The 25,524-nt window shown below is 38.5% G+C and carries 25 protein-coding genes and 1 riboswitch; of the genes, 12 read left to right on the forward strand and 13 right to left on the reverse strand.

What is annotated here, in order from left to right; translation table 11 throughout:
* Position 1 precedes the first annotated feature (1 nt).
* From E1I69_RS11810 to E1I69_RS11845, 8 genes are all read right to left on the reverse strand, one after another.
* On the reverse strand, positions 2-1,006 hold the full coding sequence (locus E1I69_RS11810; protein ID WP_136379818.1) for an ABC transporter permease: 1,005 nt from the start codon (positions 1,004-1,006) through the stop codon (positions 2-4).
* A 157-nt stretch (positions 1,007-1,163) separates the two neighbouring features.
* Positions 1,164-2,771, reverse strand: a complete 1,608-nt coding sequence (locus E1I69_RS11815; RefSeq protein ID WP_136379819.1) for an ABC transporter substrate-binding protein — start codon at positions 2,769-2,771, stop codon at positions 1,164-1,166.
* A gap of 51 nt (positions 2,772-2,822) precedes the next feature.
* The gene (locus tag E1I69_RS11820; protein WP_136379820.1) at positions 2,823-3,803 is read right to left on the reverse strand and encodes an ABC transporter ATP-binding protein; all 981 of its coding nucleotides are present in this window, start codon (positions 3,801-3,803) and stop codon (positions 2,823-2,825) included.
* A 22-nt stretch (positions 3,804-3,825) separates the two neighbouring features.
* Positions 3,826-4,830, reverse strand: coding sequence for an ABC transporter ATP-binding protein (locus E1I69_RS11825; protein WP_136379821.1), 1,005 nt, complete (start codon positions 4,828-4,830; stop codon positions 3,826-3,828).
* A 316-nt stretch (positions 4,831-5,146) separates the two neighbouring features.
* On the reverse strand, positions 5,147-6,220 hold the full coding sequence (locus E1I69_RS11830) for an ABC transporter substrate-binding protein (RefSeq protein WP_136379822.1): 1,074 nt from the start codon (positions 6,218-6,220) through the stop codon (positions 5,147-5,149).
* Complete coding sequence (locus tag E1I69_RS11835) at positions 6,217-7,020, reverse strand: ABC transporter permease (RefSeq protein ID WP_136379823.1); 804 nt, start codon at positions 7,018-7,020, stop codon at positions 6,217-6,219. The genes E1I69_RS11830 and E1I69_RS11835 overlap by 4 nt, the downstream gene beginning before the upstream one ends.
* Positions 7,010-7,828: an ABC transporter permease gene (locus tag E1I69_RS11840; RefSeq protein ID WP_136379824.1), complete on the reverse strand. Its 819-nt coding sequence runs from the start codon at positions 7,826-7,828 to the stop codon at positions 7,010-7,012. The genes E1I69_RS11835 and E1I69_RS11840 overlap by 11 nt, the downstream gene beginning before the upstream one ends.
* On the reverse strand, positions 7,818-8,927 hold the full coding sequence (locus tag E1I69_RS11845; protein ID WP_136379825.1) for an ABC transporter ATP-binding protein: 1,110 nt from the start codon (positions 8,925-8,927) through the stop codon (positions 7,818-7,820). The genes E1I69_RS11840 and E1I69_RS11845 overlap by 11 nt, the downstream gene beginning before the upstream one ends.
* 277 nt (positions 8,928-9,204) lie before the next feature.
* Positions 9,205-9,289: riboswitch (cyclic di-GMP riboswitch) on the forward strand.
* A gap of 218 nt (positions 9,290-9,507) precedes the next feature.
* Here E1I69_RS11845 and E1I69_RS11850 point away from each other — a divergent pair.
* Positions 9,508-10,698: a sensor domain-containing diguanylate cyclase gene (locus E1I69_RS11850; RefSeq protein ID WP_136379826.1), complete on the forward strand. Its 1,191-nt coding sequence runs from the start codon at positions 9,508-9,510 to the stop codon at positions 10,696-10,698.
* A 33-nt stretch (positions 10,699-10,731) separates the two neighbouring features.
* On the opposite strand, the gene E1I69_RS11855 is transcribed toward E1I69_RS11850, so the two are convergent.
* Both E1I69_RS11855 and E1I69_RS11860 read right to left on the reverse strand, forming a co-directional pair.
* The gene (locus E1I69_RS11855; RefSeq protein ID WP_136379827.1) at positions 10,732-11,019 is read right to left on the reverse strand and encodes a YxcD family protein; all 288 of its coding nucleotides are present in this window, start codon (positions 11,017-11,019) and stop codon (positions 10,732-10,734) included.
* Positions 11,007-11,453, reverse strand: coding sequence for a hypothetical protein (locus E1I69_RS11860; RefSeq protein ID WP_136379828.1), 447 nt, complete (start codon positions 11,451-11,453; stop codon positions 11,007-11,009). The genes E1I69_RS11855 and E1I69_RS11860 overlap by 13 nt, the downstream gene beginning before the upstream one ends.
* Before the next feature lie 339 nt (positions 11,454-11,792).
* Between E1I69_RS11860 and cyoE the strand changes: the two genes are divergently transcribed.
* The 10 genes from cyoE (at position 11,793) to E1I69_RS11910 (ending at position 21,373) form a co-directional block, all read left to right on the forward strand.
* A complete protein-coding gene (gene cyoE, locus E1I69_RS11865; protein ID WP_136379829.1) occupies positions 11,793-12,695 on the forward strand; it encodes a heme o synthase in 903 nt (300 codons plus the stop codon).
* Between the two features lie 711 nt (positions 12,696-13,406).
* Positions 13,407-14,648: a phytoene desaturase family protein gene (locus tag E1I69_RS11870; RefSeq protein WP_136379830.1), complete on the forward strand. Its 1,242-nt coding sequence runs from the start codon at positions 13,407-13,409 to the stop codon at positions 14,646-14,648.
* 16 nt (positions 14,649-14,664) lie between these two features.
* Entirely contained in the window at positions 14,665-15,549 is an 885-nt protein-coding gene (locus tag E1I69_RS11875) for an RNA polymerase sigma-70 factor (protein ID WP_136379831.1), read from the forward strand.
* A 29-nt stretch (positions 15,550-15,578) separates the two neighbouring features.
* Complete coding sequence (locus tag E1I69_RS11880) at positions 15,579-16,181, forward strand: SAM-dependent methyltransferase (RefSeq protein WP_136379832.1); 603 nt, start codon at positions 15,579-15,581, stop codon at positions 16,179-16,181.
* A 295-nt stretch (positions 16,182-16,476) separates the two neighbouring features.
* The gene (locus E1I69_RS11885; protein WP_136379833.1) at positions 16,477-16,626 is read left to right on the forward strand and encodes a cytochrome c oxidase subunit 2A; all 150 of its coding nucleotides are present in this window, start codon (positions 16,477-16,479) and stop codon (positions 16,624-16,626) included.
* Positions 16,627-16,637: 11 nt separating this feature from the next.
* Entirely contained in the window at positions 16,638-17,105 is a 468-nt protein-coding gene (locus E1I69_RS11890; RefSeq protein WP_136379834.1) for a cytochrome c oxidase subunit II, read from the forward strand.
* Between the two features lie 14 nt (positions 17,106-17,119).
* Entirely contained in the window at positions 17,120-18,811 is a 1,692-nt protein-coding gene (locus E1I69_RS11895; RefSeq protein ID WP_136379835.1) for a cbb3-type cytochrome c oxidase subunit I, read from the forward strand.
* 93 nt (positions 18,812-18,904) lie between these two features.
* On the forward strand, positions 18,905-19,537 hold the full coding sequence (locus E1I69_RS11900; RefSeq protein WP_136379836.1) for an SCO family protein: 633 nt from the start codon (positions 18,905-18,907) through the stop codon (positions 19,535-19,537).
* A 3-nt stretch (positions 19,538-19,540) separates the two neighbouring features.
* Positions 19,541-20,104 carry a hypothetical protein gene (locus tag E1I69_RS11905; protein ID WP_136379837.1) on the forward strand — a complete coding sequence of 188 codons (564 nt, stop codon included), beginning with the start codon at positions 19,541-19,543 and terminating at the stop codon, positions 20,102-20,104.
* Between the two features lie 123 nt (positions 20,105-20,227).
* The gene (locus E1I69_RS11910; protein WP_136379838.1) at positions 20,228-21,373 is read left to right on the forward strand and encodes a trans-sulfuration enzyme family protein; all 1,146 of its coding nucleotides are present in this window, start codon (positions 20,228-20,230) and stop codon (positions 21,371-21,373) included.
* Positions 21,374-21,457: 84 nt separating this feature from the next.
* Here the strand turns inward: E1I69_RS11910 and E1I69_RS11915 are convergent, their stop codons facing one another.
* Together E1I69_RS11915 and E1I69_RS11920 are read right to left on the reverse strand one after the other, a co-directional pair.
* Positions 21,458-22,072, reverse strand: a complete 615-nt coding sequence (locus E1I69_RS11915) for a hypothetical protein (RefSeq protein ID WP_136379839.1) — start codon at positions 22,070-22,072, stop codon at positions 21,458-21,460.
* A 181-nt stretch (positions 22,073-22,253) separates the two neighbouring features.
* Positions 22,254-23,666, reverse strand: coding sequence for a sigma-54 interaction domain-containing protein (locus E1I69_RS11920; RefSeq protein ID WP_136379840.1), 1,413 nt, complete (start codon positions 23,664-23,666; stop codon positions 22,254-22,256).
* Positions 23,667-23,985: 319 nt separating this feature from the next.
* Here E1I69_RS11920 and E1I69_RS11925 point away from each other — a divergent pair, with 319 nt between their 5' ends.
* Positions 23,986-25,188 carry an ornithine--oxo-acid transaminase gene (locus tag E1I69_RS11925; protein WP_136379841.1) on the forward strand — a complete coding sequence of 401 codons (1,203 nt, stop codon included), beginning with the start codon at positions 23,986-23,988 and terminating at the stop codon, positions 25,186-25,188.
* Positions 25,189-25,232: 44 nt separating this feature from the next.
* On the opposite strand, the gene E1I69_RS24710 is transcribed toward E1I69_RS11925, so the two are convergent.
* On the reverse strand, positions 25,233-25,400 hold the full coding sequence (locus E1I69_RS24710) for a hypothetical protein (RefSeq protein WP_165439160.1): 168 nt from the start codon (positions 25,398-25,400) through the stop codon (positions 25,233-25,235).
* Positions 25,401-25,524 lie beyond the last annotated feature (124 nt).

A 25,524-nucleotide genomic window follows, 5' to 3' on the forward strand; every position in this document is an offset into this window, starting at 1 on the left:
ATTATTGATATTTAATGCGTGGATCAAATACAGCGTAAAGTAAGTCAACGATTAAGTTAATAAATACGAAAATAGCTGCAATGAGTAATACGCCTGATTGAACAACAGGGTAATCTCTAAAAGAAATGGCTTCATAAATATATCTTCCGATACCAGGCCAACTGAAAATAGTTTCAGTTAGGATAGCTCCACCTAGAAGAAGCCCCATTTGGAGTCCAATTGTAGTTAAAACCGGAATAAATGCATTTTTTAAGGAGTGTTTATAAACAACCCAAAACATTCTTTGGCCTTTTGCTCTTGCTGTTCGAATATAGTCTGAGCGCATCACTTCTAACATGCTCGATCTTGTCATTCTTGCAATAATCGCCATAGGGATTGTTGCTAATGCTATGCTTGGTAAGATTAAGTGTTTCAATGCAACAACAAATTGATTAACATTCCCTTGGATTAACGTGTCTAGTAAAAATAAGTGCGTGATTGGTTCAATTGGGTCCCGAATATTCTCTCTTCCTAGTGAAGGTAACCAATTCAGCTCAAGGGCGAAAATCCATTGTTCCATTAACCCGAGCCAAAAGATAGGAATGGAGACACCGATAAGAGCAAGGACCATCGCTGTATAATCAAACCATGAGTTTTGAAACCAGGCGCTTATGATACCAGCGTTAACACCAATTACAACGGCAATAATCATGGCAACGAGTGCAAGCTCAAAGGTCGCAGCTAAAAATGGCCAAATTTCTTCAGAAATAGGTGAGCGGGTGCGAAGGGATTCTCCTAAATCACCATGGAGTAAATCACCGATGTATGAAAAATATTGTGTATACCATGGCTCGTCCAGCCCGAGCTGCTGTGTTAATGCTTCTTTGGCAGCGGGTGATGCTTTTTCGCCCAATATAGCATCTGCTGGGTCACCAGGGATAAGCCGTAGCATAAAGAACACGATAAGAGACATTCCGATTAAAACTGGAATTAACATGAGTAAACGGCGAACCGTATATGAAAGCATTTTGTTCACCCCTTTTGATGGATAAGTTTGTGTTCAAAAAGGAGGATGAAAAGGAGCTGTATTCATTAAACGAAGTTACTCCATTCGATGTGTCATTTTCACCATACCTTTGAACAACATCTATAAAGGGGAGTAACAAGACTCCCCTTCTTAACTATTATTCAAAATATACGTTTGTAAATTTGTCTACACCTGTAGGATGTGGAATAAATCCTTTTAGATTGCTGCTAGCAGCTAAAGCTGCACGTGCGTGTGCAATTGGAATCCAAGGAGCATCTGTATGAACGATTTCCTGGGCTTGTTTGTACATGCCATTTCTTTTTGCTTCATCTGTTTCAGTTTGTGCTGCAATAAGAAGGTCATGTAGCTCTTGATTTGCATAACGTGAATAGTTATTTCCATCAATGCTATCTTGATCTAGTAATACATATAAGAAGTTATCTGGGTCACCATTGTCACCAATCCAACCTGCAAGGTAAGATTGTGCCTCACCATTTTGGACTTTTTCAAGGAAGGTTGTCCAATCGTATGTGACGATTTCAACTTCTACCCCAATTTTTGCAAAGTCAGCTTGAATGGCTTCAGCAATCTTTTGTGGCTCAGGCATATAATCTCTTGGGTTTGTGAATGTCCAAAGCTCCATTTTGAAGCCATCTGGATATCCAGCTTCAGCAAGAAGATCTTTTGCTTTGTCCAAATCATATGCATAGCCTTCGATTTCGTCATTGTATCCTGGCATAAATGAAGGATAAGGGTTAACTGCTGGATCTGCGTTACCCGCATAGAATGTATCAATGATTGATTGTTTATCAACAGCATAGTTAAGGGCTTGACGAACTGTTGGGTTATTAAATGGTTCCATTTCAGTGTTAAAACCAAAGTATCCAATGTTCATACCTGGACGTAATAATACTTGTAATGCAGAATCGCTTTCGATTTGTGAAACGTCACTTGGATTTACTCCATCCATTAAATCAATTTCACCTGTTTTTAAAGCAGTTAGACGAGCTGAGTTATCTGGAATGACTCTGAAAATAACTTTTTCAAGTTTTGGAGCTCCTGCCCAATACTCTTCATTTCTTTCAAGAGTTATAGTGTCATTACGTTTCCATTCCTTGAATACGAATGGTCCAGTACCAACTGGATTTTCACCAAATGTATCGCCTTGTTCTTCAATAGCTGTTGGACTGGCAATTCCGAATGGACCCATTGCTAGGTTGTTTAAAAATGGTGCTTGTGGGCGTTTAAGAGTGAATTTTACAGTATAGTCATCCACTGCTTCAACAGATTTAATGACATGTCCTTCGTCATCTTTAAAGCCGCCAAACATAGCGGCGTAGTATACGAATGCGCCATCTGTGCCACCGCTCATCCAACGTTCAAAGTTGTAAACAACAGCATCTGCGTTGAAATCTGTACCATCATGGAATTTTACCCCTTCTTTTAATGTGAAGGTATACTCCAAAGAATCATCAGAGATTGTCCATTCAGTTGCTAAAGCAGGCTTAACCTCTGTAGTTTCCTCTTCATAATCTAAAAGAGTATCAAAAATGTTTTCAGTAACTTTAAGTGATTCACCATCAGTTACAACACCTGGGTCAAGTGAAGTAGTATCAGCTCCACGACCGTAAATTAATGTAGTTTGCGCTTCATCTTTAGCAGATGATGAAGAATCGCCACTATCTGAGTCTTTGTTGCCACAAGCCATTAAAATAGCTGAAAGAGCAACAAAAAGTACTAACGTTTGTAAGAAACGTTTTTTCATAATTTTCCCCTCCAAAATTGTTTATCTTGGACAGCGATTTATGCTGCCTATTTATATTTGCTCTTCTCCATGAAGGTGGCAAGCGGTAAAGTGACCTTGCTCTACTTCTTGGAGTGTAGGAACAACCTGTTTACAAATATCCATTGCCTTTGGGCATCGCGTATGGAACGGACATCCTGTAGGTGGGTTTGATGGGCTAGGTACATCACCACTAAGAATGATTCGTTCTTGCTTGTGATCTGGATCCGGAATTGGGACAGATGAGAGCAATGCTTCTGTATAAGGATGCTTAGGAGATTCATATAAGCGATCGCTATCAGTTAACTCTACGATTCTTCCTAAATACATCACTCCAACTCGATCACTGATGTGACGGACAACACCTAAGTCATGGGCAATAAATAAATAAGTTAAATCAAAGTCTTTCTGTAAATCTTCAAGGAGATTAAGAACCTGTGATTGGATTGAAACATCAAGAGCTGATACAGGTTCATCCGCAATAATAAGTTTTGGTTTAACGGCTAAAGCACGGGCAATACCAATTCGTTGTCTTTGACCTCCACTAAATTGATGCGGATATCGTTTAGCGTGAAAGGAGTTTAATCCAACAATTTCGAGTAGTTCCCGTACTCTTTTTTTTCGTTCTTGCCTATTTCCAAGTCCATGAACGATTAAAGGCTCTTCAATTATTTTTTCAACAGTATGCCTTGGGTTTAAGGATGCAAAAGGATCTTGGAATACCATTTGGATATCCTTTCGCATCTTTCTCATTTCTGAATTAGATAGAGTCATTAAATCTTTATCCTCAAAGATAATTTCTCCTCCTGTAGGTTCCAGTAATCGCATAAGCATACGGCCTGTTGTCGATTTTCCACAACCACTTTCACCTACTAAACCAAGTGTTTCTCCTTTATGTAGTTTGAAGGAAACGCCATCAACGGCTTTTACTGCACCTGTTTGCTTTTGAAGGACTCCACTTTTAATTGGAAAATATTTTTGCAGGTTATTAACTTCCAATAATGTTTCAGGCATTTTTTTCTCCCTCCTTTACCAATTAATGTGATGCACCTTGTAGGAGTGTAGCTTTTGCTTCGGTTTCATGTAGATGACATCTTGCGCGTTGGCCATTTCCGACATCTAGTAAACTAGGAGCAACTTCTCTACATGTATCAAATGCATATGGGCATCTTTCTGCAAAATGGCAGCCCTTTTTAATAGAACCCGGGATAGGCACACTGCCAGGGATAGAGAATAGACGGTCTTTTTTAGTTCGAACGTCTGGAACAGACTCGATAAGCCCTTTTGTATAAGGATGCTGTGGGTTTTTAAAAAGGGACTTCGTATCGCCTTCTTCAACAACCTTACCTGAATACATAACGGCTATCCGGTCACACATTTCCGCAACGACTCCAAGGTCATGTGTAATCATAATGATAGAAGTATTCGTTTCTTTATTCAGCTTTTTCATCAGCTCTAGGATTTGAGCTTGGATGGTCACGTCAAGGGCAGTTGTTGGCTCATCCGCAATCAAAATTTCAGGTTCACAAACCATTGCCATCGCAATCATGACTCTTTGACGCATACCCCCGGATAATTGGTGAGGATATTCATCTACTAATTCGTTTGCCCTTGGAAGTCCAACAAGGTTTAACATCTCAATTGCTCTCATTCGGGCTTCTCTTTTCGAAATCTTATTGTGTATTAAAATGGCTTCAATTAATTGATTCCCGATTGTGAATACAGGGTTTAATGATGTCATTGGCTCTTGGAATATCATTCCGATTTTATTTCCGCGAATTTGTCTCATTCGCTTTTCCTTTGCGTGAACAAGATCTTCGCCATTAAATAAAATTTCACCGCCAACTATTTTTCCTGGATGCTGTACGAGTTGCATGATAGAAAGAGAAGTTACACTTTTACCGCAACCAGACTCACCGACGATTCCGAGGATTTCACCTTTTTTTAGGTGAAGATCAACCCCGTTTACAGCAGGAATTTGTCCACTATCAGTAAGAAAGTGGGTTTTTAACCCTTTTATTTCTAGAATAGTATCTTCCATAATATCCACCCCTTTCTATATTGGGATACTAATTAAAATTTTTATAATATATTAATAACAAAGTATAATTATACACTTCGCAATCAGAATTTCAAGAAAAATAAAGCGATTGAAAATGATATAAATCTTTTAATAGAGAGAAAAGTCGCTTTATTATCATTTTGTAATCGCTTTATTGGTTAGTGTTGTTTTTATAATAAAGTATTATACTAATATTTAGTTTTATCAGAAAAAATAGTGAAATGAAAAAAGTCTGAAGTGGAGGGGACAAAAAATCCCCCTATGTTTCAGATACATAAGGGGTTGATGTATTTATTTAGTTCTGCGCCATTTTGAATTCTAAGAAAAGCTGATTGTAGATGGCCAGATTCTTTTTGCCTAGGTTTTCATAAACCTCGAGCCTCTCTGTAAGTTCAGGGGATGGATAGAATCGCTCATCGGTCACCATATCTTCAGGCATATACTGAAGCGCCTCTTTGTTTGGAGTGGAGTAGCTCACATATTCTGTGTTTTGCGCTGCGACTTCCGCATCCAACATAAAGTTAATAAATTGGTGAGCACCTTCAATATTTTTCGCGGTTTTCGGAATCACCATATTATCAAACCATAGGTTCGAGCCTTCGCTTGGCACGACATAGTCGATATCTTCATTTTCCCACATAATATCAGCAGCATCACCAGACCATACAATCCCAATAGCCGCTTCTTCATTTTGGATGAGGACTTTTCCTTCATCACCAACAATGGCTTTGACATTTGGTGTAAGTTTGACGAGTTTTTCTTTCGCTTCTATCAAGTGGTCACGATTTGTATCATTGAGTGAATAACCAAGGGAATTAAGCCCCATTCCCATGATTTCTCTGGCACCGTCCACCAAGATAATTTCGTTCTTTAAGGAAGGGTCCCAAAGGTCATTCCAGCTTGTAAACTCTTTTCCGTCAAGCATTGTTGGATTAAACACGATACCAACGGTTCCCCAAAAGTAGGGAACAGAGTATTTATTGCCTGGATCAAAAGGAAGATCCATGAAACGCTCATCAATGTTTTTTAAATTTGGAAGCTTCGAATGATCAAGAGGGATAAGCAGGTCCTCTTGGCGCATTTTATCAATCATATATTCAGATGGAACGGCAATATCATACGTCGTCCCACCTTGTTCAATTTTTGTCATCATCGCTTCATTGGAGTCAAAGGTTTCGTAAATGACCTTGATTCCAGTCTCCTCTTCAAAGCGGTCAATTAATTCTTCGTCAATATAATCTCCCCAGTTATAAATCGTCAAGGTATTCCCACTTGCCAGGCCTTGTGACGAATTTAAATAATGGATCAGATAAAGAAGACCTGCTGAGACAAGCACGATTGCTAAGAAAGCACGGATGAGTTTGGTCATTTTCGAACCCCCAATCCACGTGTATTACCACGTTGTGCGATAAAGTAATAGCCGACAACAAGCAGCATTGTAAAGATAAATAATAGAGTTGACAATGCATTAATATTCAATGAGATTCCGCGGCGTGCGAGGGAGTAGATTTCAACGGAAAGCGTTGAGAAACCATTGCCTGTCACGAAAAAGGTAACTGCGAAATCATCAAACGAGTAGGTTAGTGCCATGAAAAATCCAGCGAAAATCCCCGGTGTGATATAAGGGATAATGACCTTTGTGAGGACCTGCCACTGGCTCGCCCCAAGGTCCTTTGCTGCGTCAATTAAACTTGGGCTCATTTCCTTTAATTTAGGTAATACCATGAGAACGACAATTGGAATACAGAAGGCGATGTGTGAAAGCAGTACAGAATAAAAGCCTAATTTAATCCCAGCCATCGTTAATAAAATCAGAAAAGACGCACCAATGATAACATCTGGACTTACAATTAAAACGTTATTGAAGGACAATAACGTATTCTGAGTTTGTCTTTTTCTCACAGAGTGAATCCCAATTGCCCCGAGCACCCCGATAATCGTTGAAAAGAGGGCTGACAACAAGGCGATCACAAATGTGTTTAACACAATGATGAGTAATCGCGTATCTCCAAATAGCTCCTTATACCAATCCAAGGTAAAACTATCAAAATTGTTCATCGTACCGCCGCTATTGAAGGAGTAATAGATCAAATAAAAAATCGGTGCGTATAAAATGAAGAAGATAATAAATAAATATACTTTTGAAGAGATGGTAAGTTTATCTCTCATTTTTAGCACCTCGTTTCTTGCGGTTTCCAGTCGCCACCATAATTAATACCATGAAAATAATAAGGAAGACAGCAATGGTTGAACCCATACCCCAATCCTGTGTGACGAGAAACTGTTGTTCAATAGCAGTACCAAGTGTAATCACTTTGTTTCCTGCAATTAATCTGGTTAGCATGAATAAGGATAGTGCAGGAATAAAGACAACCTGGCATCCTGATTTTACTCCCTGAATCGTTAATGGGAAAATGACACGGCGTAATGTTGTCCATTTTGATGCTCCAAGGTCTCTAGCAGCGTCCAATAGGCTTGGATTTAACTCATTTAATGAGTTAAAGATCGGTAAAATCATAAATGGGATAAAAATATAGACAGATACAAACACAAAGCTGAAATCAGTAAAAAGCAACTGTCTAGAGCCGATACCTAGTACTTCAAGGATCGCGTTGGCCGTTCCATAGGCTCCAAAAATCCCAATAAAAGCATATGCTTTTAATAGAAGATTGATCCAAGATGGAGCAATGATGAGAAGCAACCAAAGATGTTTATGCTTCGTTCTTGTGATGAAATAAGCTGTAGGGTATGCAACCAATAATGAGACAGCTGTTATTAAAAAGGCATACCAAAATGAGCTGAGTGTCATCATTAGATAGGTTGGTGTAAAAAATGTTTTATAATTTATGAAAGACAGATTTCCCTCTATATCAAAAAATGAATAATAGAGAACAAGTGTAATCGGAGCAATAACAAATACTAGAATCCATAGTGCGTAAGGAATAAAATATATATTGCGAGTCAGCTTATTTTCCATGGCTTTCCCCGTCCACATATGCCTCTAAGCGACGATCATACTCTTCTTCTGTTTCACCAATCCGCATAACATGAATCGCCTCTGGATCAAAGTAAAGTCCGATTTCATCGCCGACTTTAGCTTTCTTTGTAGAGTGTACAAGCCATTCATTTCCATCCTTATCAAAGCCGCAAATTTCGTAGTGAACCCCTCTAAAAAGTTGGGAATCTACAACAACTTGAAGCTTTCCTTTTTCAACAGAGGTTATTTCTAAATCTTCAGGACGGATGACAATTTCAACAGGCTCATTGTCTGAAAAACCTTGGTCCACACAATCAAATGTCTTACCAACGAATTCAACTAAAAAGTCTCGATGCATTTTTCCTTTTACGATATTCGATTCTCCGATAAAATCAGCGACAAAGCGATTGATAGGTTCGTCATATATATCGATTGGGGTGCCGCTTTGTTGTATGTTTCCTTTATTCAATACAAATATCTCATCAGACATAGCAAGTGCTTCCTCTTGATCGTGTGTCACAAAGATAAAGGTAATTCCAAGTCGTTTTTGAAGGTCACGCAGCTCATATTGCATTTCCGTACGCAGCTTTAAATCAAGTGCTGACAGTGGCTCATCCAATAAAATAATCTCAGGCTCATTCACAATCGCTCGAGCAATTGCCACACGTTGTTTTTGACCACCGGACATTTCTCTAATTTCGCGATTTTCATAGCCAGTAAGATTGACGAAGCTTAAGGCTTCTTTTACTTTTTTATCGATTTCAGCAGGCTTCATTTTTTTTATTCGTAAGCCAAAGGCAACATTCTCATATACGTTAAGATGTGGAAATAAAGCGTAATCCTGAAACACCGTATTAACCTGACGTTTATTTGCAGGTGTGGTGTTCACCTTTTTTCCATTAAAATAAACCTCTCCATCTGAGGGTTCGATAAATCCTGCGATTAAGCGCAATATCGTTGTTTTTCCACATCCGGATGGACCAAGAAGGGTATAAAACTTTCCTCTTTCAATTTCAAAGCTGACATTGTTAAGGACAGGTGAGTCATTGTCATATTGTTTCGTCACATTTTTAAATTGGATAATAGGTATACTGGTCATAGCAACCCCCTTCTTTCTATATAAAATAAGGTAATAGTTTTTGTGTAATCCGGCATAATTATACACGAATCGGCAAAAAATTCAATAACATTCATAAAGTCAAGTTTAAAATATAAATTGAGTGATAGGATATAGACAAAAAACGAATCTAGTAAATTAGTAGTAGGAATAAATTAACATTTCTAGAAAAAGGTGAGGTTAATTTCATTGACCAAATGTGAAAATAGAAATATAATTATAGTACAATTTAAAATAATCTTTCTTTAAAGATAATTGTATAAAGGAAAGGCAAATTCATTGAAAGATGAAGACGCAAAACTAAAGGGGCTAAGTCCTGTTGGACATGCCAGCCAGTTGCCGAGTAAAACTCGTATCGTAAGAGCGAAGATTAATCGGTATGTGATTAGTCTTTTTTTTTATACCATTAAGTAGACTGTTGTTACTATTTTACTAGATTTTTGGATAAATTAGCATGTTCAAAAGGAAGGGAGAAAGGGCCTCGTCAACAAAACGCCATGTCCAGTGCCATTTTTAACCGAATTTTTGAATATCCTTTAAAAAATTTTGGAAGTGATTATGCATGAAGAAAACCATCCAGAATCTGAACGTACTTAGAAAATTGAGTGAATTAATCGAAAAGGTTGGTTCCGAAAAGGACCTGATTTCTGAAGAGACTCGGAGCTTTTTTGACGAGATTGGTCAAGAACAAGAGGAACAAAAGATTACTAGCACCCTTTTAACCCAACTCCAACAAATGAACGAACAAATGGAAAATATGCATTGGATGAACAAGCATTACCGTATCCTTCATGAATTCGCCCAAATTTGCAGCAAAACTTTAAATGAAAGCGTTCTTCTTCAAAAGTCCTACGAGATGGTGTCGCGCGTTATGCCAACGGATTCGTTTTATATTGCCTTGCATAATCCTGGTGATGCGCAAATTCAAATGATTTTTATTATGGATGACGGTGAGCCTGCACCACCTAGTACCGTGGAGTTTGGTGAAAATTACACATCGAAGGTTATTAAAACACGAGAAATCGTTCACCTCAAGCATCGAAATCAAAACATCGAATATGATACGAAAATGGGAGAAGGGGAACAAGACACAAGATCTTGTTTATTCGTACCAGTTGTGATGGATGATCAAGTAAAAGGTGTCATTTCCGCACAAAGCTATAGGGATTTCGCCTATCGGAAGGAACATGAGGACCTTTTGCAAATGATCGGTGCACAGGTTATCAATTCGATTGAAACAGCCCGATTATACGGAAAAATTTACACTATGTCCCGTACAGACGAATTGACTGGTTTAAAAAACCATCGTGCTTTCCATGAAGATTTAGCACAATTACTTCGAAATGATGATGGCGAAATTACAGTTATGATGATTGACTCTGACGATTTAAAGCAAGTAAATGACCGCTTTGGTAATGATGCGGGTGATTTATATTTAAAGATACTTGCAGACGGCATGAAAACACTTTGCAATGATAAGATGGAAGGCTATCGATATGCGGGGGATGAGTTCATGATTCTTATCAAAACCCGTATCGATTTGGGTGTGAAGGATATTTATTATAAGTTAAAAGAGTATTACTCGGTACACCCACTTATCGTTGATGATGAAAAAATCACCGTTTCAATCAGCACAGGCGTTGGTGTCTATCCGTATAATGGAACAACTGTGGATGCTTTGAAGAAGGCGGCAGATCAAGCCCTTTACGCTGCAAAAGAGAATGGAAAAAACCGAATAGTTGTGGCCAATTAAAAAGCTCATCCTTATGGATGAGCTTTTTACATCTTAGTTAATATGGGCAATGATGCCTTCTTCATCGTCTAGTACAAGTTTGATTCCTGCATATGGGTCACGATTCAGAAATTCGCCAAGCCATAAACGAATCGCTTCGATTAGGTTTGCCATGATGAGGACCTGTTTACGATCGTTGACATAAGCCTCAGCGGAGAACCCATAGTCATCATCATACATAAGCTCAACTTCGACTTCTTCGGGCTTTACTTGCTTTTTCAAGCCGATATAAACACAGACCGCATTAATAATTTCTTGTTCGGAAAGAATTAACGTCTCCATGGGTCTGCCTCATTTTTCTTGCGGTCTTTAATCATCACGAAGATTTTTCGAATGATGACAATCAGAACATAAATCGCGATAACGTTAATCATTAATCCTAGAAAAGAACCAAGTATTCCCATTCCACCTAGAAGACCACCAAATAGGAACCCTGCAAGTCCACCAAGCATAAGACCTCTCATTAATCCACCAGACATAAACCCACCTTTTGGATTTGTAGTAGTGGACTTGTTTGTAACATTATTTTCTTGCTTTTTCTTTTGTTGCTGCTGGAAGTTGGATTTATTTGTGTTTCCAATATTATTATTAAATCCTCTTTTACCTGACTTATAGCCTTTTGCCTCAACGTTTGTTGTTTGGTCTTGGAAGACAAAGTTTCCAAGTGGCGAAAGAATTAGAGTAAGTGCTACCATAGCTGCTAAAACCTTTTTCATTTAAATGTGTACCTCCATAAGTTAGTATTTATATTTTTACTATTATAACCTACTATCATGAAAATCTCTTGTCATTCACCTTCCTCAGTTTTCTACCTTATATACGATGTTAAAGAGGGAAGGTTTCATTTTATCTATAAAAATAATGTTGGTAAATTGTAACAAAATGATGAGGGCTAAACGTTTTTTAATTTTGGCATTTCAAATAAAGAATTGAAAAAAACCCCTTTTCAAGTCGTTTTCACTATAGACGCAGGTAAAAGATGGTTTTCTTATCCTAAGGGCGAAAAAATGGTATAGTATATTTGTAGGAATAGAAGGCAGGAAAGAGGATATATAATGAAAACAGAAGTACATCTACAAAAAACATCCCTCATAGCTGATCTTAAATCTCTTTTTAAGGCAGGAGTTTTACTAGCGAATGTTCTACCTGTGTTTTCAGGATTTTGGTTAGCCATATATTTTACGGATGCATCATTTCAGGAAAATGTAGGATTGTTTCTATATACAATGGTTGGAAGTACCCTTGTCATGGCAGGGGCTTTAATCATAAACAACTGGTATGATGTTGATATCGACACTGTCATGGACCGTACTAAAAAACGACCAACTGTAACAGGCCATTTTTCAATGAAGTTTGTATTGGCATTAGGCATTATTTGTACAGTATTAGGTTTCGTTTCTCTTTTTTTCACCACCTATGAAGCCGTCTTTTTTACGTTTGTGGGCTGGTTCACGTATGTCATATTGTACACAATGTGGTCCAAACGCAGATTTACGATAAATACGGTGATTGGGAGTGTCTCAGGAGCCGTTTCTCCATTAATGGGATGGGCTGCTGTTGCACCAATTAATCATACTGTTCCAATTGTGCTCTTTTTGATTTTATTTGTGTTTCAAATGCCGCATACGTATGCCATTGCGATAAGAAAGTACGACGAATATAAGGCTGCGAACGTTGCGATGCTCCCAGTTGTTCGAGGTTTGGTGGTAACGAAGAAACATTTTCTATTCTGGGTTATCTGCCTGTTTCCACTTCCTTTCTTTTTAGGGGAACTGGGAATGGCTTTTGTCATTTTGGCGACAGTGCTTAATATCGGATGGATCATCTTGAGTATTAAAGGTTTTTCAGTCAAAGATGATATAAAATGGGCTCGCTGGAATTTCCTTTATTCCGTGAACTATATTTTAATTATCTTCCTATTAATGGTCATTGTTACATTGCCAAAGTATTTTGGATGAAATTAAGTGAACCTCGCTGCATTATGGATGTGGCGGGGTTTTTTTGTTTTTAAAACAGCTGTTGGAAGCCGATAGGGGATGCTATCGTAGAGAACGGTAAAGGTCTAGAGCCCCTCGAAGTGTTCTAGAGTGCTATCATTCTCCTAATAAAAGGAAACAACGTACCCTCGAAGTGTTCTAGAGTGCCATCACTCTCCTAATAAAAGGAAACAACGTACCCTCGAAGTGTTCTGGAGTGCCATCACTCTCCTAATAAAAGGAAATAACGTACCCTCGAAGTGTTCTGGAGTGCCATCACTCTCCTAATAAAAGGAAACAACGTACCCTCGAAATGTTCTAGAGTGCCATCACTCTCCTAATAAAAGGAAACAACGTACCCTCGAAGTGTTCTAGAGTGCTATCATTCTCCTAATAAAAGGAAACAACGTACCCTCGAAATGTTCTAGAGTGCCATCACTCTCCTAATAAAAGGAAAATGCGAACCCTCAAGGTGTCCTAGAATGCCTCCAATCTCCTATATAAACGGAAAATGCCTACCTCCAATTGACCCTAATGTTCCTTCCTGGTACCTAAAGTAAAACAAACCAAGTGAATAAACACCGGACAAGTTCTGCCTTCCCAAAACTAATACACTCGAAAATCAAATTTAGATGTCACAAAATCTGACCATTAATCGTCTTGAATATAAATCGAGCAGTGGGAGTGTGTATTATGCAAATTGAAGAACAAACATGGGATTGTGTCATCATTGGTGGTGGAATCGCTGGGCTGACAGCCTCCATCTACTTGGCGCAGGCCGGAAAGTCAGTGCTAGTCTTAGAAAAATCAAAAACACTTGGTGGGAGAGGGCGAACAACGAATAAAATGGATTCCTATTTAAACCTTGGTCCACATGCATTGTATACGAATGGGAAATCAATAGAAATCTTAAATGAACTGGGCATTGAAATAGATGGAGGCATCGTTCCAACGAAAGGAAAGATCCTTCATAATGACAAAATTTATGATCTTCCAGCAACAGCTATTAGTCTCTTAACAAGCCCATTATTAAGTTGGAAAGCCAAGAAAGAGCTGTTTTCTTTTTTCATTAAATATAAGACAATAGATACAAATAGAATTAAAAATATACCATTACATCAGTGGTTGCAGCATAAGATGAAGAATGAAGTGGCCAGGCAACTCATTTTAATGCTTTCCCGTTTGGCTACGTATTCGAATGAACCAGAACGGATAAGTGCAGGTGCAGCCCTAAAACAGCTACAATTGGGAAATGCCATTTACCTGCATTACGGCTGGCAAAGTATGATAAATGCTTTGGAAAAAAGGGCAACCGAGGCAGGAGTCCATTTTCAAACGAGCAAACAAGTTAAAAAGGTGAATGGCTCATTTCCACAATTCACAGTGCATACAAACGACGAAATGATTACTGCCCACCATGTACTATCAACTTCAACGCCTCATGAAATAGCTAAAATGTTTTCAGAACATGAAAGAGCTCCAGAAATAAAAGAATGCCATCCAGTATATGTATCCTGTATAGACCTAGTTTTATCAAGGTTGCCTAACCCCAACATTGACTTTGCGTTGAGCTTAGAGGATCCGTTTTATTTTTCAAATCATTCCAGAATAGCAAAATTAAGTGAACGAGATTACCATGTTGTTCATGTTATGAAATATACAATCGCGACTGAAGATACAGAAAGAGAACTAGAGGATTTTATCGAAAAAGTCCAGCCTGGCTGGAAGGAGTATGTTGTTTATAAACGATATCTTCCTAGAATGATCGTTTCGAATGGGCTAGTTTTAGCTCAAAGCAAAAGGCCATCACCAAAAGTTGACCAGATACCTGGATTTTATATTGCAGGGGACTGGGTAGGAGATGGAATGCTTGTAGATGCTTCGTTTCAAAGTGCTAGGAAAGCTGCTCAATTAATCCTTGAAAACACACGATAAAAGGTGGTTTGCCAAAATGTTGGATGAACAGTTTTATCAGGAACATAAGCCTCTCTTGTTTTCGATTGCCTATCGAATGACAGGTACGATTACAGAGTCTGAAGATATTATCCACGATGTATTACTAGATTTTGAGAGGACTAATTATGACAAAATCGAAAATACTAAAGCTTATCTTTGTAAAATGGTGACCAATCGCTCCATTGATTATTTAAAATCAGCCCGAAAGCAAAGAGAGGTATATATAGGACCTTGGCTTCCTGAACCACTCATCATCCATGAATCTGATCCGATGCATGCCGTTATAGTGCAAGACAATCTTTCATATGCGCTTCTATCATTAATGGAACAACTCAGTCCAGTTGAACGAGCGGTATTTGTGTTGAGAGAAGCATTTGGATATGAATATGATGATATTGCTTCTATACTTGAAAAAGAGGAAGCAAACTGTAGAAAAATCATAAGCCGGGCAAAGAAAAAACTAGATTATAAGGACAACGTAAATGATTTGCATGTGAATCAGGAGAACTTGCAGCAGTTGGTTCAATCTTTTCTGCGAGCTGCTACAACCGGAAATGTCGAGAACTTGCTCAGCTTGCTCGCAAATGACAGTGTCCTCTATTCAGATGGTGGAGGTAAGGTCAAGGCTGCAATAGTACCTATCAAAACGAAAGAACGAGTCAGTCAGTTTATTTTAGGGCTTGTTCGGAAATTTGGACAGGATGCTCAACTGGAGATTGAAATAGTTAACGTCAATGGTCAAATCGGTATATTGATCAATCGAAACCACAAACCAGAAAATGTGATATGCTTTGAACTAGAAAATAATCAAATTACACAAATTTTTTCCATTCGCAATCCTGAAAAACTAACATATGCCATAAGCGGATATCAATTGTAATTAGCTAACAACACTGTAAGGAGACTACCATGGATCAGTATTTCGATGCACTATTACATGTGAAAACAAGTGGGGGACAAAAGGGATTTAGTTCATCTGTACATTATTATCGCTATGAGCCGACACCGTATGAAGGACTAGCTGCTTTGTTTGAACAGTATCACTTAAAAGATTCGGATCGGGTTGTTGATTTTGGTTGCGGAAAGGGACGGTTGCTTTTTTATATTCATCATCTATTTGCGGCAACTGTTGTCGGAGTGGAGATTGACAAAAGCTTATATCAAGATGCCGTTCAAAACCGAGACCGTTATGCCAAAAGGCGAGGTATCCGCAAAGAGGAAATTGAAATTCATCATTGTGCTGCACAAGATTATGAAATTCATCCACTCGATAATCGATTTTACTTTTTTAATCCTTTCTCCATTCAGGTTTTTAAGCATACGATAGCCAATATTCTGCGTTCCTATGAGAAGGATCCGCGTGAAATAGAGATTATTCTTTATTATGGATCTACCGATTACACCTATTTTTTGGAGAATAATACTCCATTTCAGATAAAGAAAGAAATTATCATTCCTGAGTTATTTGAGAAAAACACATACGAGAGATTTATGGTTTATCAACTAGGATAGGCAGCTTCCATCAAAGGAAAGTTGTCTATTTTTATGTAAAAATCTGTATGTTCACCAATTTGTCATTTTTGATTTTGAATGAATAACTAGGTGAGGGGAAGGTATCTGAAAGTCAGCAATGGAGCGGGATTGTTGATTTTGTAGAGTGTTTTAAAGGACGGAAAAAAGCCTATTTTTCCGTCCTTTTTTTTATGGGTGTATTAAAAATTACACTTTACGTGTGATTCAGTTCACAACATTGAGAATGGTTCCTAATTATGATGTAAGTAAGAAGAACATAAGGAGGTTGAGTTGGATGGGAGCTTCAAAAGTTAACCAAAACAAAAAGGCAGACGGGGTATACCAAGGTCGTTTAGTTGGAACTTGGATTTCAGTCGGTGTTGTTGGAGCAGTCATTCTTTTTACGTATATAGTACTATTCGGCCTATTCATGTCTAGATTCTAGGAGGGGTAAAAATGAAAATGCATCTTGATGAAAAAATATGGCTTACAATCAGTTTCGGTATGATCATGGCATTCATGCTTGTCACTGGCTATCAAACCTTTGCATTAGAAATGGGACCGCCAAGTCATATGGAAACAATCGATCCTCAGAAAGTTGACGAAACAGCACCATTTGACAAACCAGGTGTATATCAAATTGGTGAAAACGAATATGAAGTAGTGATGACATTAGAAGTATTCGCCTTTAATCCAGGAAACATTGAAGTACCAGCAGGTTCAAAGGTTCACTTTACAATGACATCTAAAGATGTTGTACACGGATTCGAAGTCGCAGGTACAAACTTAAATGCAATGGTAATGCCAGGACAAATTCAGAAAATCACGCAAACGTTTGATGAGCCTGGTGAGTATTTAGTTCTATGTAACGAGTATTGTGGTGCAGGTCACCAATTAATGGCTACTACAATCACAGTGAAATAAAGGAGGGGAGACCATTGGCAACTATATTAAATAACTCAGATTTAACCTTTAAAGAAAAGGCAAACAAGGTTTTAGGTGTAAATCCACAGGACGCAAAAATCTCAAAATCGTATTTATCAGTAGCATTTATCGCATTATTATTAGGTGGACTTTTAGGATTAGTACAAGGTTTAAACCGTGCAGGTCTTCTAGAATTGCCAAGCTGGCTTAACTATTATCAAGTACTAACAGCACACGGTTTATTATTAGTAGTGGTAATGTCTGCATTCTTTACAATCGGTTATTTCTACGCTGGTCTATCACATGAATTAGGTGGATTACTACCTAAGGTGAGAAAAATGGCATGGGTTGGTTTCTGGACGAAGATCGTTGGTATCGTTCTAGTAGTTATACCAGTCTTAATGAATAAAGCGTCTGTTATGTATACATTTTATCCACCAATGGCTGCACACCCTGTATTCTATATTGGGTTGGCTCTAGTGGTAATAGGTATATGGATCTTAGCAGCCGGAGCATTTATGCAAGTAGCAAATTGGAGAAAGAATCATAGAGGTCAACATCTACCAATTCTTTCATTCTTTGCAACAGGTGTATTTATTCTATTAGTAGGGGCAACAGCATTTGTCGCAGTTGAAGTATTATTCTTGATTCTACCATGGACACTTGGATGGGTAGACACAATTAACGTAATGGTATCTCGGACATTGTTCTGGGCTTTCGGACATACAGCAGTTAACATCTGGTACTTAACAGCCGTATCAGCATGGTATGTAATCGTACCGAAAATCATTGGCGGAAAACGTTGGAGTGACACACTCACTCGTGTAGTTGTTATCGCATTAGTTATCATGAACATTACGGGTGGATTCCACCATCAAATCATTGACCCAGGAATTCTGCCAGCAGTTAAATTCCTTCATGTATTTATGAGTTTAGCAATTGGTTTCCCATCATTAATGACAGCATGGGCAATGTTTGCAGTATTTGAACGTACTGGAAGAGCAAAAGGTGGAAAAGGTGCACTCGGTTGGTTTAAAAAGCTACCATGGGGAGATGTTCGTTTCCTTTCACCATTTATCGCAATGGCTGCCTTTATCCCAGCAGGAGCTGGTGGTATTGTTCAAAGTACAAACCAGCTTGACCAAGTCGTTCACAACACAATGTGGGTCGTAGGACACTTCCACTTAACACTAGGTATGTCAGTTGTAATGACTTTCTTTGGACTTAGTTACTGGTTAATCCCACATATTTCAGGTCGTGTAATGACAAAAGGAATGAATAAATTAGGTGTTGTTCAAACCATCATTTGGACAATTGGTATGATTTTAATGTCAGGATCAATGCATACAGTTGGACTACTCGGTTCACCACGTAGAACATCTTTCTCAGACTACTTTGGCAGTGCGCAAGCTGCGGGCTGGGAGCCATTTATGATGGTTGTTGGTATCGGGGCAACATTATTATTAGTTGCAGTAATCATTCAAGTATATGCAGCATTTAACATGATGTTCTTTGCACCTAAAGGGGTAACAGAATTCCCAATCGCCGAAGTAGAAGAAAATGCATCAAAAACTCCACTTTGGACAGAGCGTTGGGGATTATGGGTAGTACTAATGATCTTAGTCATCGCAATGGCATATGTATTACCATTAACCGACATGATTGTAAACGCACCTCCAGGATCACCACCATTTAAGACCTGGTAAACCTGAGGTAACACCAAAATAGAAAGAGATAGCGAAAACAACGGCTATCTCTTTCTACAATTAAAGGAAAAAAAGAAATAGGATGTGATCTTCGTGATCAAAAAAAATCGGAAGACATTCGCTTGTATTTTCATATTATTATTTGGATGTGTACTATTCTATACGGGAACCGATGGATTTCAGGCATTTACTGCAGAAACAGCAAGAGTTAATCAGTTAATAGAGGAAAAACCCACATTTCCAGATGTAACATTTGAAGATAGCGAGGGACGAACATATCCTATTTCTGAGTTTCAAGATAAATTTGTCTTTATCACATTTTTATATACATCCTGTACGACGGTTTGTCCACAATTGGAATTGAATATGGCACAGGTTTATGAGCAAATCCCGCAAGAATACCTTGGAAAAGAGATCGTGTTTTTAAGCATAAGCTTTGATCCAACTAGAGATGACCCAGCAACCTTGAGTAAGTATCGAACCTATTTTGGATCAGACGGAGAAACATGGAGAATGGCAAGGATTTCAGACGAAAACGAATTACAAACCCTTCTTGATGCATTTGGTGTCATTGTCATCCCAGATGGAAGAGGAAATTTTACACATAACTCAGCTTTTTATTTAGTCGATGGGAGCGGTTCTTTGATTGATGTCATGGATTATCGGGAAATCGATGCAGCAGCTGCCAAAGTCATTAGCATCTTAGAAACAGAAAAGGGGGAATAAGCTATGAAACAATTTTTGATCGGACTAGGACTATTATTCGTATTAGCTCTTCCCCCGGTTGCTAATCTCTTGGAGTCTATCATGATTATCCATATGCATATGCAGATGCCATCAATCGTAATTGCGGGATTTTTTATGGCAAAGCTATTTCAACAAAAGTTCCCTAGTTTTTTTGAAAAATGGAATCAAGATGGAATACCAGGAATTCTGTTATTCATTGTAATCATGGTGTATTGGACAATACCAAAGACGATGGACGAGACATTAAACCTTACAAGCATGGAAGTGTGGAAGTTTTTAAGTCTATCTCTGTTAGCGGGTGTACCGTTACGTGATAGCTGGAAGAAGTTATCTGATCGTGCTAAAAACATTGTGTTTATCTTTTTCACCGTAAAGTATTTAGGTATGGGTGTATTATATATCAATATAAATAATCAATTATGTAATAATTACCTCGTAATCGACCAAATAACTCTGGGCTGGGGATTTATTACAACAGCAATTTGTATTTTAATCTATCTGGTTTATAATAATTTCACTGACCAATCAATATATAAGAATAGTTAAAAGAAGCTGATTGTGTGGCTTCTTTTTCGTTGATTGCACCTTTTTTCATTCAAAAGATTACATTTGACATCTCCAAAATTAAGGTTCAGAATAATAGCAATATAGACAAAAAAGAGGGTGGAAATGTTGACAAAACGATTTGAGACAAAATTAATACATAGTGTGAAAAAAGGCAATCTGCCAATTCGAAGTAAGGTTACACCGATTTATCAAACATCCGCTTTTACCTTTGATAACCTTGAGGATTTAGAAGGGTATTACCAAGGTGAAGGAAATTATTTATATTCACGTACTGGAAATCCGAATCCTGATGAGTTAGGCCAGATGGTAGCAGCCGTGGAAGGTGCACCAACGGGGATTGCCACATCTTCAGGATTATCTGCAATACTAGCAGGCATCCTTACTGTTGTGAAGAGTGGAGACCATATTGTTGCTGCGGACGATGTGTATGGTGGAAGTTTTCACCTCTTACATGAAGAGTTAAAACAGTTTGGAGTTGAAACCACTTTTGTTTCTTTTGGAGACCTAGAACAAGTCGAAAAAGCAATCCAGCCTAATACTAAAATGCTATACACTGAATCAATCACAAATCCACTTTTACGAGTAGAAAACCTACCAGCAGTTGTGGAACTTGCAAAACGCAACGATTTAATAACAGTAGTAGACAATACATTCGCCACACCATTCCATTGCAACCCGTATGAGCTTGGAGTTGAGCTTGTCGTACATAGTGCGACTAAATATATTGGGGGACATAGTGATATAACTGCTGGAGTGGTTGTAGGACGAGAAGATTTGGTAGAAAAAGCGCGTGCGAAAGTGACGAATCTTGGTGCAAATGTAAGCCCGTTCGAAGCATGGCTAACGACTCGTGGCTTAAAAACATTAGCAGTTCGCATGCAAGTACAATCTTCAAATGCTCGTAAGCTTGCGGATGCCTTACGTAACAATCCAAATATTGCGCGTGTGTATTATCCATTTGAGGAGGAAGCAACTGGTTTTGGAGCAATGGTATCTATAGAACTTGCGAAAACAGTAGATGTAAGTCAGTTCTTCAGGTCAATCGGATGGGTTAAGCTTGTTCCAACTTTAGCTGGTGTAGAGACGACTGTAACACATCCTCTTAAAACATCGCACCGAGCATTACCGCCAGAAGCACAGGAAGCATTGGGAATTACAAATGAACTTGTGCGAATCTCTGTTGGAATCGAGCATTCCGAGGACATTATTACCGTTTTTGAACAAGCAATTGAAAAATCTTTAAAATAGGTAACAAGAGTATCCATGAAGAATGGGTACTCTTTATTTGATTGGTCATAAACACAAAAAGGATGCCTATTCGCATCCTTTTTTCTAAACTAACTTTGTAAGTTCTTCGGTAGTATAATTTCCCTTAATACCCGGTTTTTGCTCAAGATAACGTATGATATCCTCGTTTGATTTGTACTCTTTTAGGCCTGTAATAATGGTCTCCAAATATTCCATAGAAGGTTTATTAAATGGGACTTCATCTGCATTCCAAGGGGCAGTAAACGTAAAAATTGGATAGCCACTGTCATCCCCGAGATATAGGATTCTTCCATACCAAGCTTTCTTGCGGAAAACCGTCGACCCGGATTCCTTCACCTTCTGTAAATCAATATCAAACTGAAGCCCACTGTTCTCTTGTTGCAGAACATCGAGAAACTGATCTGACGTAATCAAATACTTTTTACTATAGGTTACAGCTTCATCATTTGGGGTTCCATCAATAAAAGCAACACCCTTTGAATCCCATCTCCCAGCTTCCTTCGCAAAATACAACGGGTAAGGAATGGTAAACATACCTTCATCGATCGGAGAAGAAGGGTCCTTACAGCCAACCTCAGTTTCGGTAGAGCCCTTAGGTCTACCGCCTTTTATGTAACAAAGGAACCGGTCTCTGTTTATATTAGATCCGTAGCTTGCATACCAGATATATTGTTTCATCAACGATCACCAACCTTTATCTAATCATATATCATATTAATCATTTAAATAGTACATTACAAATCTATTATGATTTCCCCTTTATTTAGCAATCATTCCTTCGTTCGACCATTTTCTACTCATTTCCCGAGCAATAATTGTATATAGATGCGAGAATTTGATGGTGTTTGTAGAAAATCAGCTACATGGGACCAGAAGAACCGTCCCTCTGGATCCCCAATTTTTTTAGGCGGTATTGAAGGTTTTGGCGGCTCATCCCCAATGCTTTGGCAGTTTTGGTGATGTTATGGTTGTATTGTTGTAGGGCTTGTTTTAAGTATAGGGTTTCAATTTCTTCCATGTATTTGTCTAACGGTTGAATGTCTGTTATTTCTGTGATATTTGGGTTTGCTGTTTTGGCCAGTTCCGGTTTGGAATGTGTCTTTTTTCGAAAATGCAGGGGGAGGTGATTATAGGAAATGGTATCCTCAAAGGTGATAACATTCAGTGCTCCTTCAATGATATGTTCTAGTTCCCGAACATTTCCCGGCCAGTCGTATTGCATAAAAACCTGTAATACCCGATCCTCAATCTTCGTCACATTCAATCCAAATAGATGATTATATTTTTCTACAAAGGTGTACGCAAGCTCACGAATGTCTTCCTTCCGGTTTCGTAGTGGCGGGATAAAAAGGGTTACAACACTTAGTCTGTAATACAAGTCCTTGCGCAGTCGTCCTTCTGAGATGGCATCAATGGGATCCTCGTTCATCGTTGCGAGGATTCGGATGTCGACTTTTTTATCTTTCGTATCACCAACTCGTCGGACCGTTTTTTCTTGAATAACACGCAAAAGCTTTGCTTGTAGGGCTGGATTCAATGAGTTGATTTCATCTAAAAGCAAGGTGCCACCATTTGCTTGTTCAAATAAGCCAGGGCGATCAATTGCACCAGTGAATGCTCCTTTTTTTGTGCCAAATAGGATGCCTTCGATTAAACTGTCAGGTAAAGCAGCGCAGTTTTGAGAGATGAAGGGAGCAGAAGACCTGTTGCTTCCATTGTGAATACTTTGGGCAAAAAGCTCTTTCCCAGTTCCAGTATCACCAATGATGAGAACAGAAGAGCTTGTCCGAGTTGCACGCTTGCTAGCTTCAATGACCTCTGTAAGAGCAGCACTACTTCCTATGATGCTATCAAATGTATAATGTGTATCACTTCGTCGATTCATATTTTCACGAAGGAGTTTCTCTAGTTTTGTCACATCCCGAGCAATTTCCATCGCCCCAATTCGCTTTCGGTCATCCATAATCGGGATGGTGTTGTTAATTGTGGTAATCTCCTGACCGTGATGATTATAATACGTCTGTTTTGCATTTTTTATAGGCTCACCATGTTTAAGTACTTGGAGCAATGTGCTGTCCTCATTTTTATCAAACGAAAATACATCAACAAGTTTCTTATCCAAAACATCATGTTGGTTCATTCCTTCAATTTGCGCCATTTTTTGATTGTAGATGATGGTTGTTCCCTCTATATCTACAACATGGATGCCAACATCAACTTCATGTACTAATTGTTCAGTTGCCTGTCTTTTTAATAGCTCAACTTGTTTCATGTTATCGCCACCTTTTCTTATATTATAAAAGAAATAAATGAAAGCGCATATAATTTTTGCGTTTTTACATAGAAAGGAAAAGATTTTTTGCGTAAAAACGAGGCTAACGCAAATAAATTTTGCGCATTGCACATTTTAAAAGAAAATATCTTAAATTCTCTATCAAGTCAGATACTGTTTTTGGTCATGTGAAACCCCAGCAACATGCAGTTTTAAGGCTGACATGGCTAATTCGTCAAAAAGTTTGGCATGATTTTTGCATAAGATATATGGCAGGAAGCAATTCTTATGGACTATTGAAAAAATGGAGGATTAATAGATGACTCAAACAAAAGTGGATTCAAAAGCAATCATTGAACAAACAGAAAAATTTGGCGCAAACAACTATCACCCACTACCAATCGTGATTTCAAAAGCAGAGGGTGTATGGGTGGAAGATCCTGAAGGTAACAAATACATGGATATGTTAAGTGCCTATTCAGCAGTTAACCAAGGACACCGCCACCCAAAAATTATTCAAGCCTTAAAGGATCAAGCGGACAGGGTAACATTAACATCCCGTGCTTTTCATAATGACCAGCTCGGTCCTTGGTATGAATTAATTTGTAAATTAACCAATAAAGAAATGGCGCTTCCGATGAATACGGGAGCAGAAGCTGTTGAAACAGCTATTAAGGCAGCTCGCAGATGGGCATATGATGTAAAAGGTGTGCAAGAAAATCAAGCTGAAATTATCGCTTGTATTGGAAACTTTCATGGTCGTACGATGACGGCGGTATCCTTATCATCAGAGGAAGAGTATAAGCGTGGATTTGGTCCGATGCTACCGGGAATTAAACTGGTTCCATATGGTGACATTGAGGCGCTCAAGAATGCCATCACTGAACATACTGCGGCATTTCTGATTGAGCCGATTCAAGGAGAGGCTGGAATTATGATTCCACGAGAAGGTTTTCTCAAGGAAGCGTATGAAGTCTGTAAACAAAATCAGGTTCTTTTTATTGCGGACGAGATTCAAGCTGGACTTTGCCGTTCCGGTAAAATGTTTGCGTGTGAATGGGATGGAGTAGAACCTGATATGTATATTTTAGGGAAAGCATTAGGTGGTGGTGTGTTCCCGATATCCTGTGTAGTAGCAAACAAGGAAGTGTTAGGTGTGTTTAATCCGGGTTCACACGGATCTACATTCGGTGGAAATCCAATGGCTTGCGCGGTGTCCATTGCTTCAATGAATGTATTAGTAGAGGAAAACCTAGCTCAACGTTCACTTGAACTTGGCGACTATTTTCTAGACCGATTAAAAGAGATAAAAAATCCAAAAATTAGAGAGGTGCGAGGTCGCGGTTTATTTATCGGAGTTGAACTAACAGAAGCGGCTCGGCCTTATTGCGAGGCATTGAAGCAAGAAGGTCTGCTTTGTAAAGAAACGCATGATACGGTCATCCGATTTGCTCCACCTTTAATTGTAACGAAGGACGAGTTAGATTGGGCAATCGAACGAATTGCAAAGGTTCTAGGATAATGAAAAAGGATCAAGACATGTTTGTTTTGATCCTTTTTGATTTCTTAAGGCATTTCATCTTCTTTTACTCGGTTTTTAAAAGCTTCATGTGAGACAATGCCTTCCATTTGTTCAAATTGTCGACTATGGTCTTTTTCCTCACTTATGCTGTTCTTTGGAAAGTTGCCAGGATGGCCTTTTTCTTTATGATTAAAGCTTTTTCCACGACCCATATCCATTTCTCCTTTCAGATTCTTTCCAGTGTAGTTTTTGCATTCCTGTGTTTAGTATGTATTTTACTTTATCTGAAAAAACGCAGAATTAGTACTTAACTCCTAATATTTGTAAAAACTGAAT

This window comes from Bacillus timonensis (assembly GCF_004799755.1).
In the GTDB taxonomy this organism is placed as follows: Bacteria; Bacillota; Bacilli; order Bacillales; family Bacillaceae_L; genus Ferdinandcohnia; species Ferdinandcohnia timonensis_A.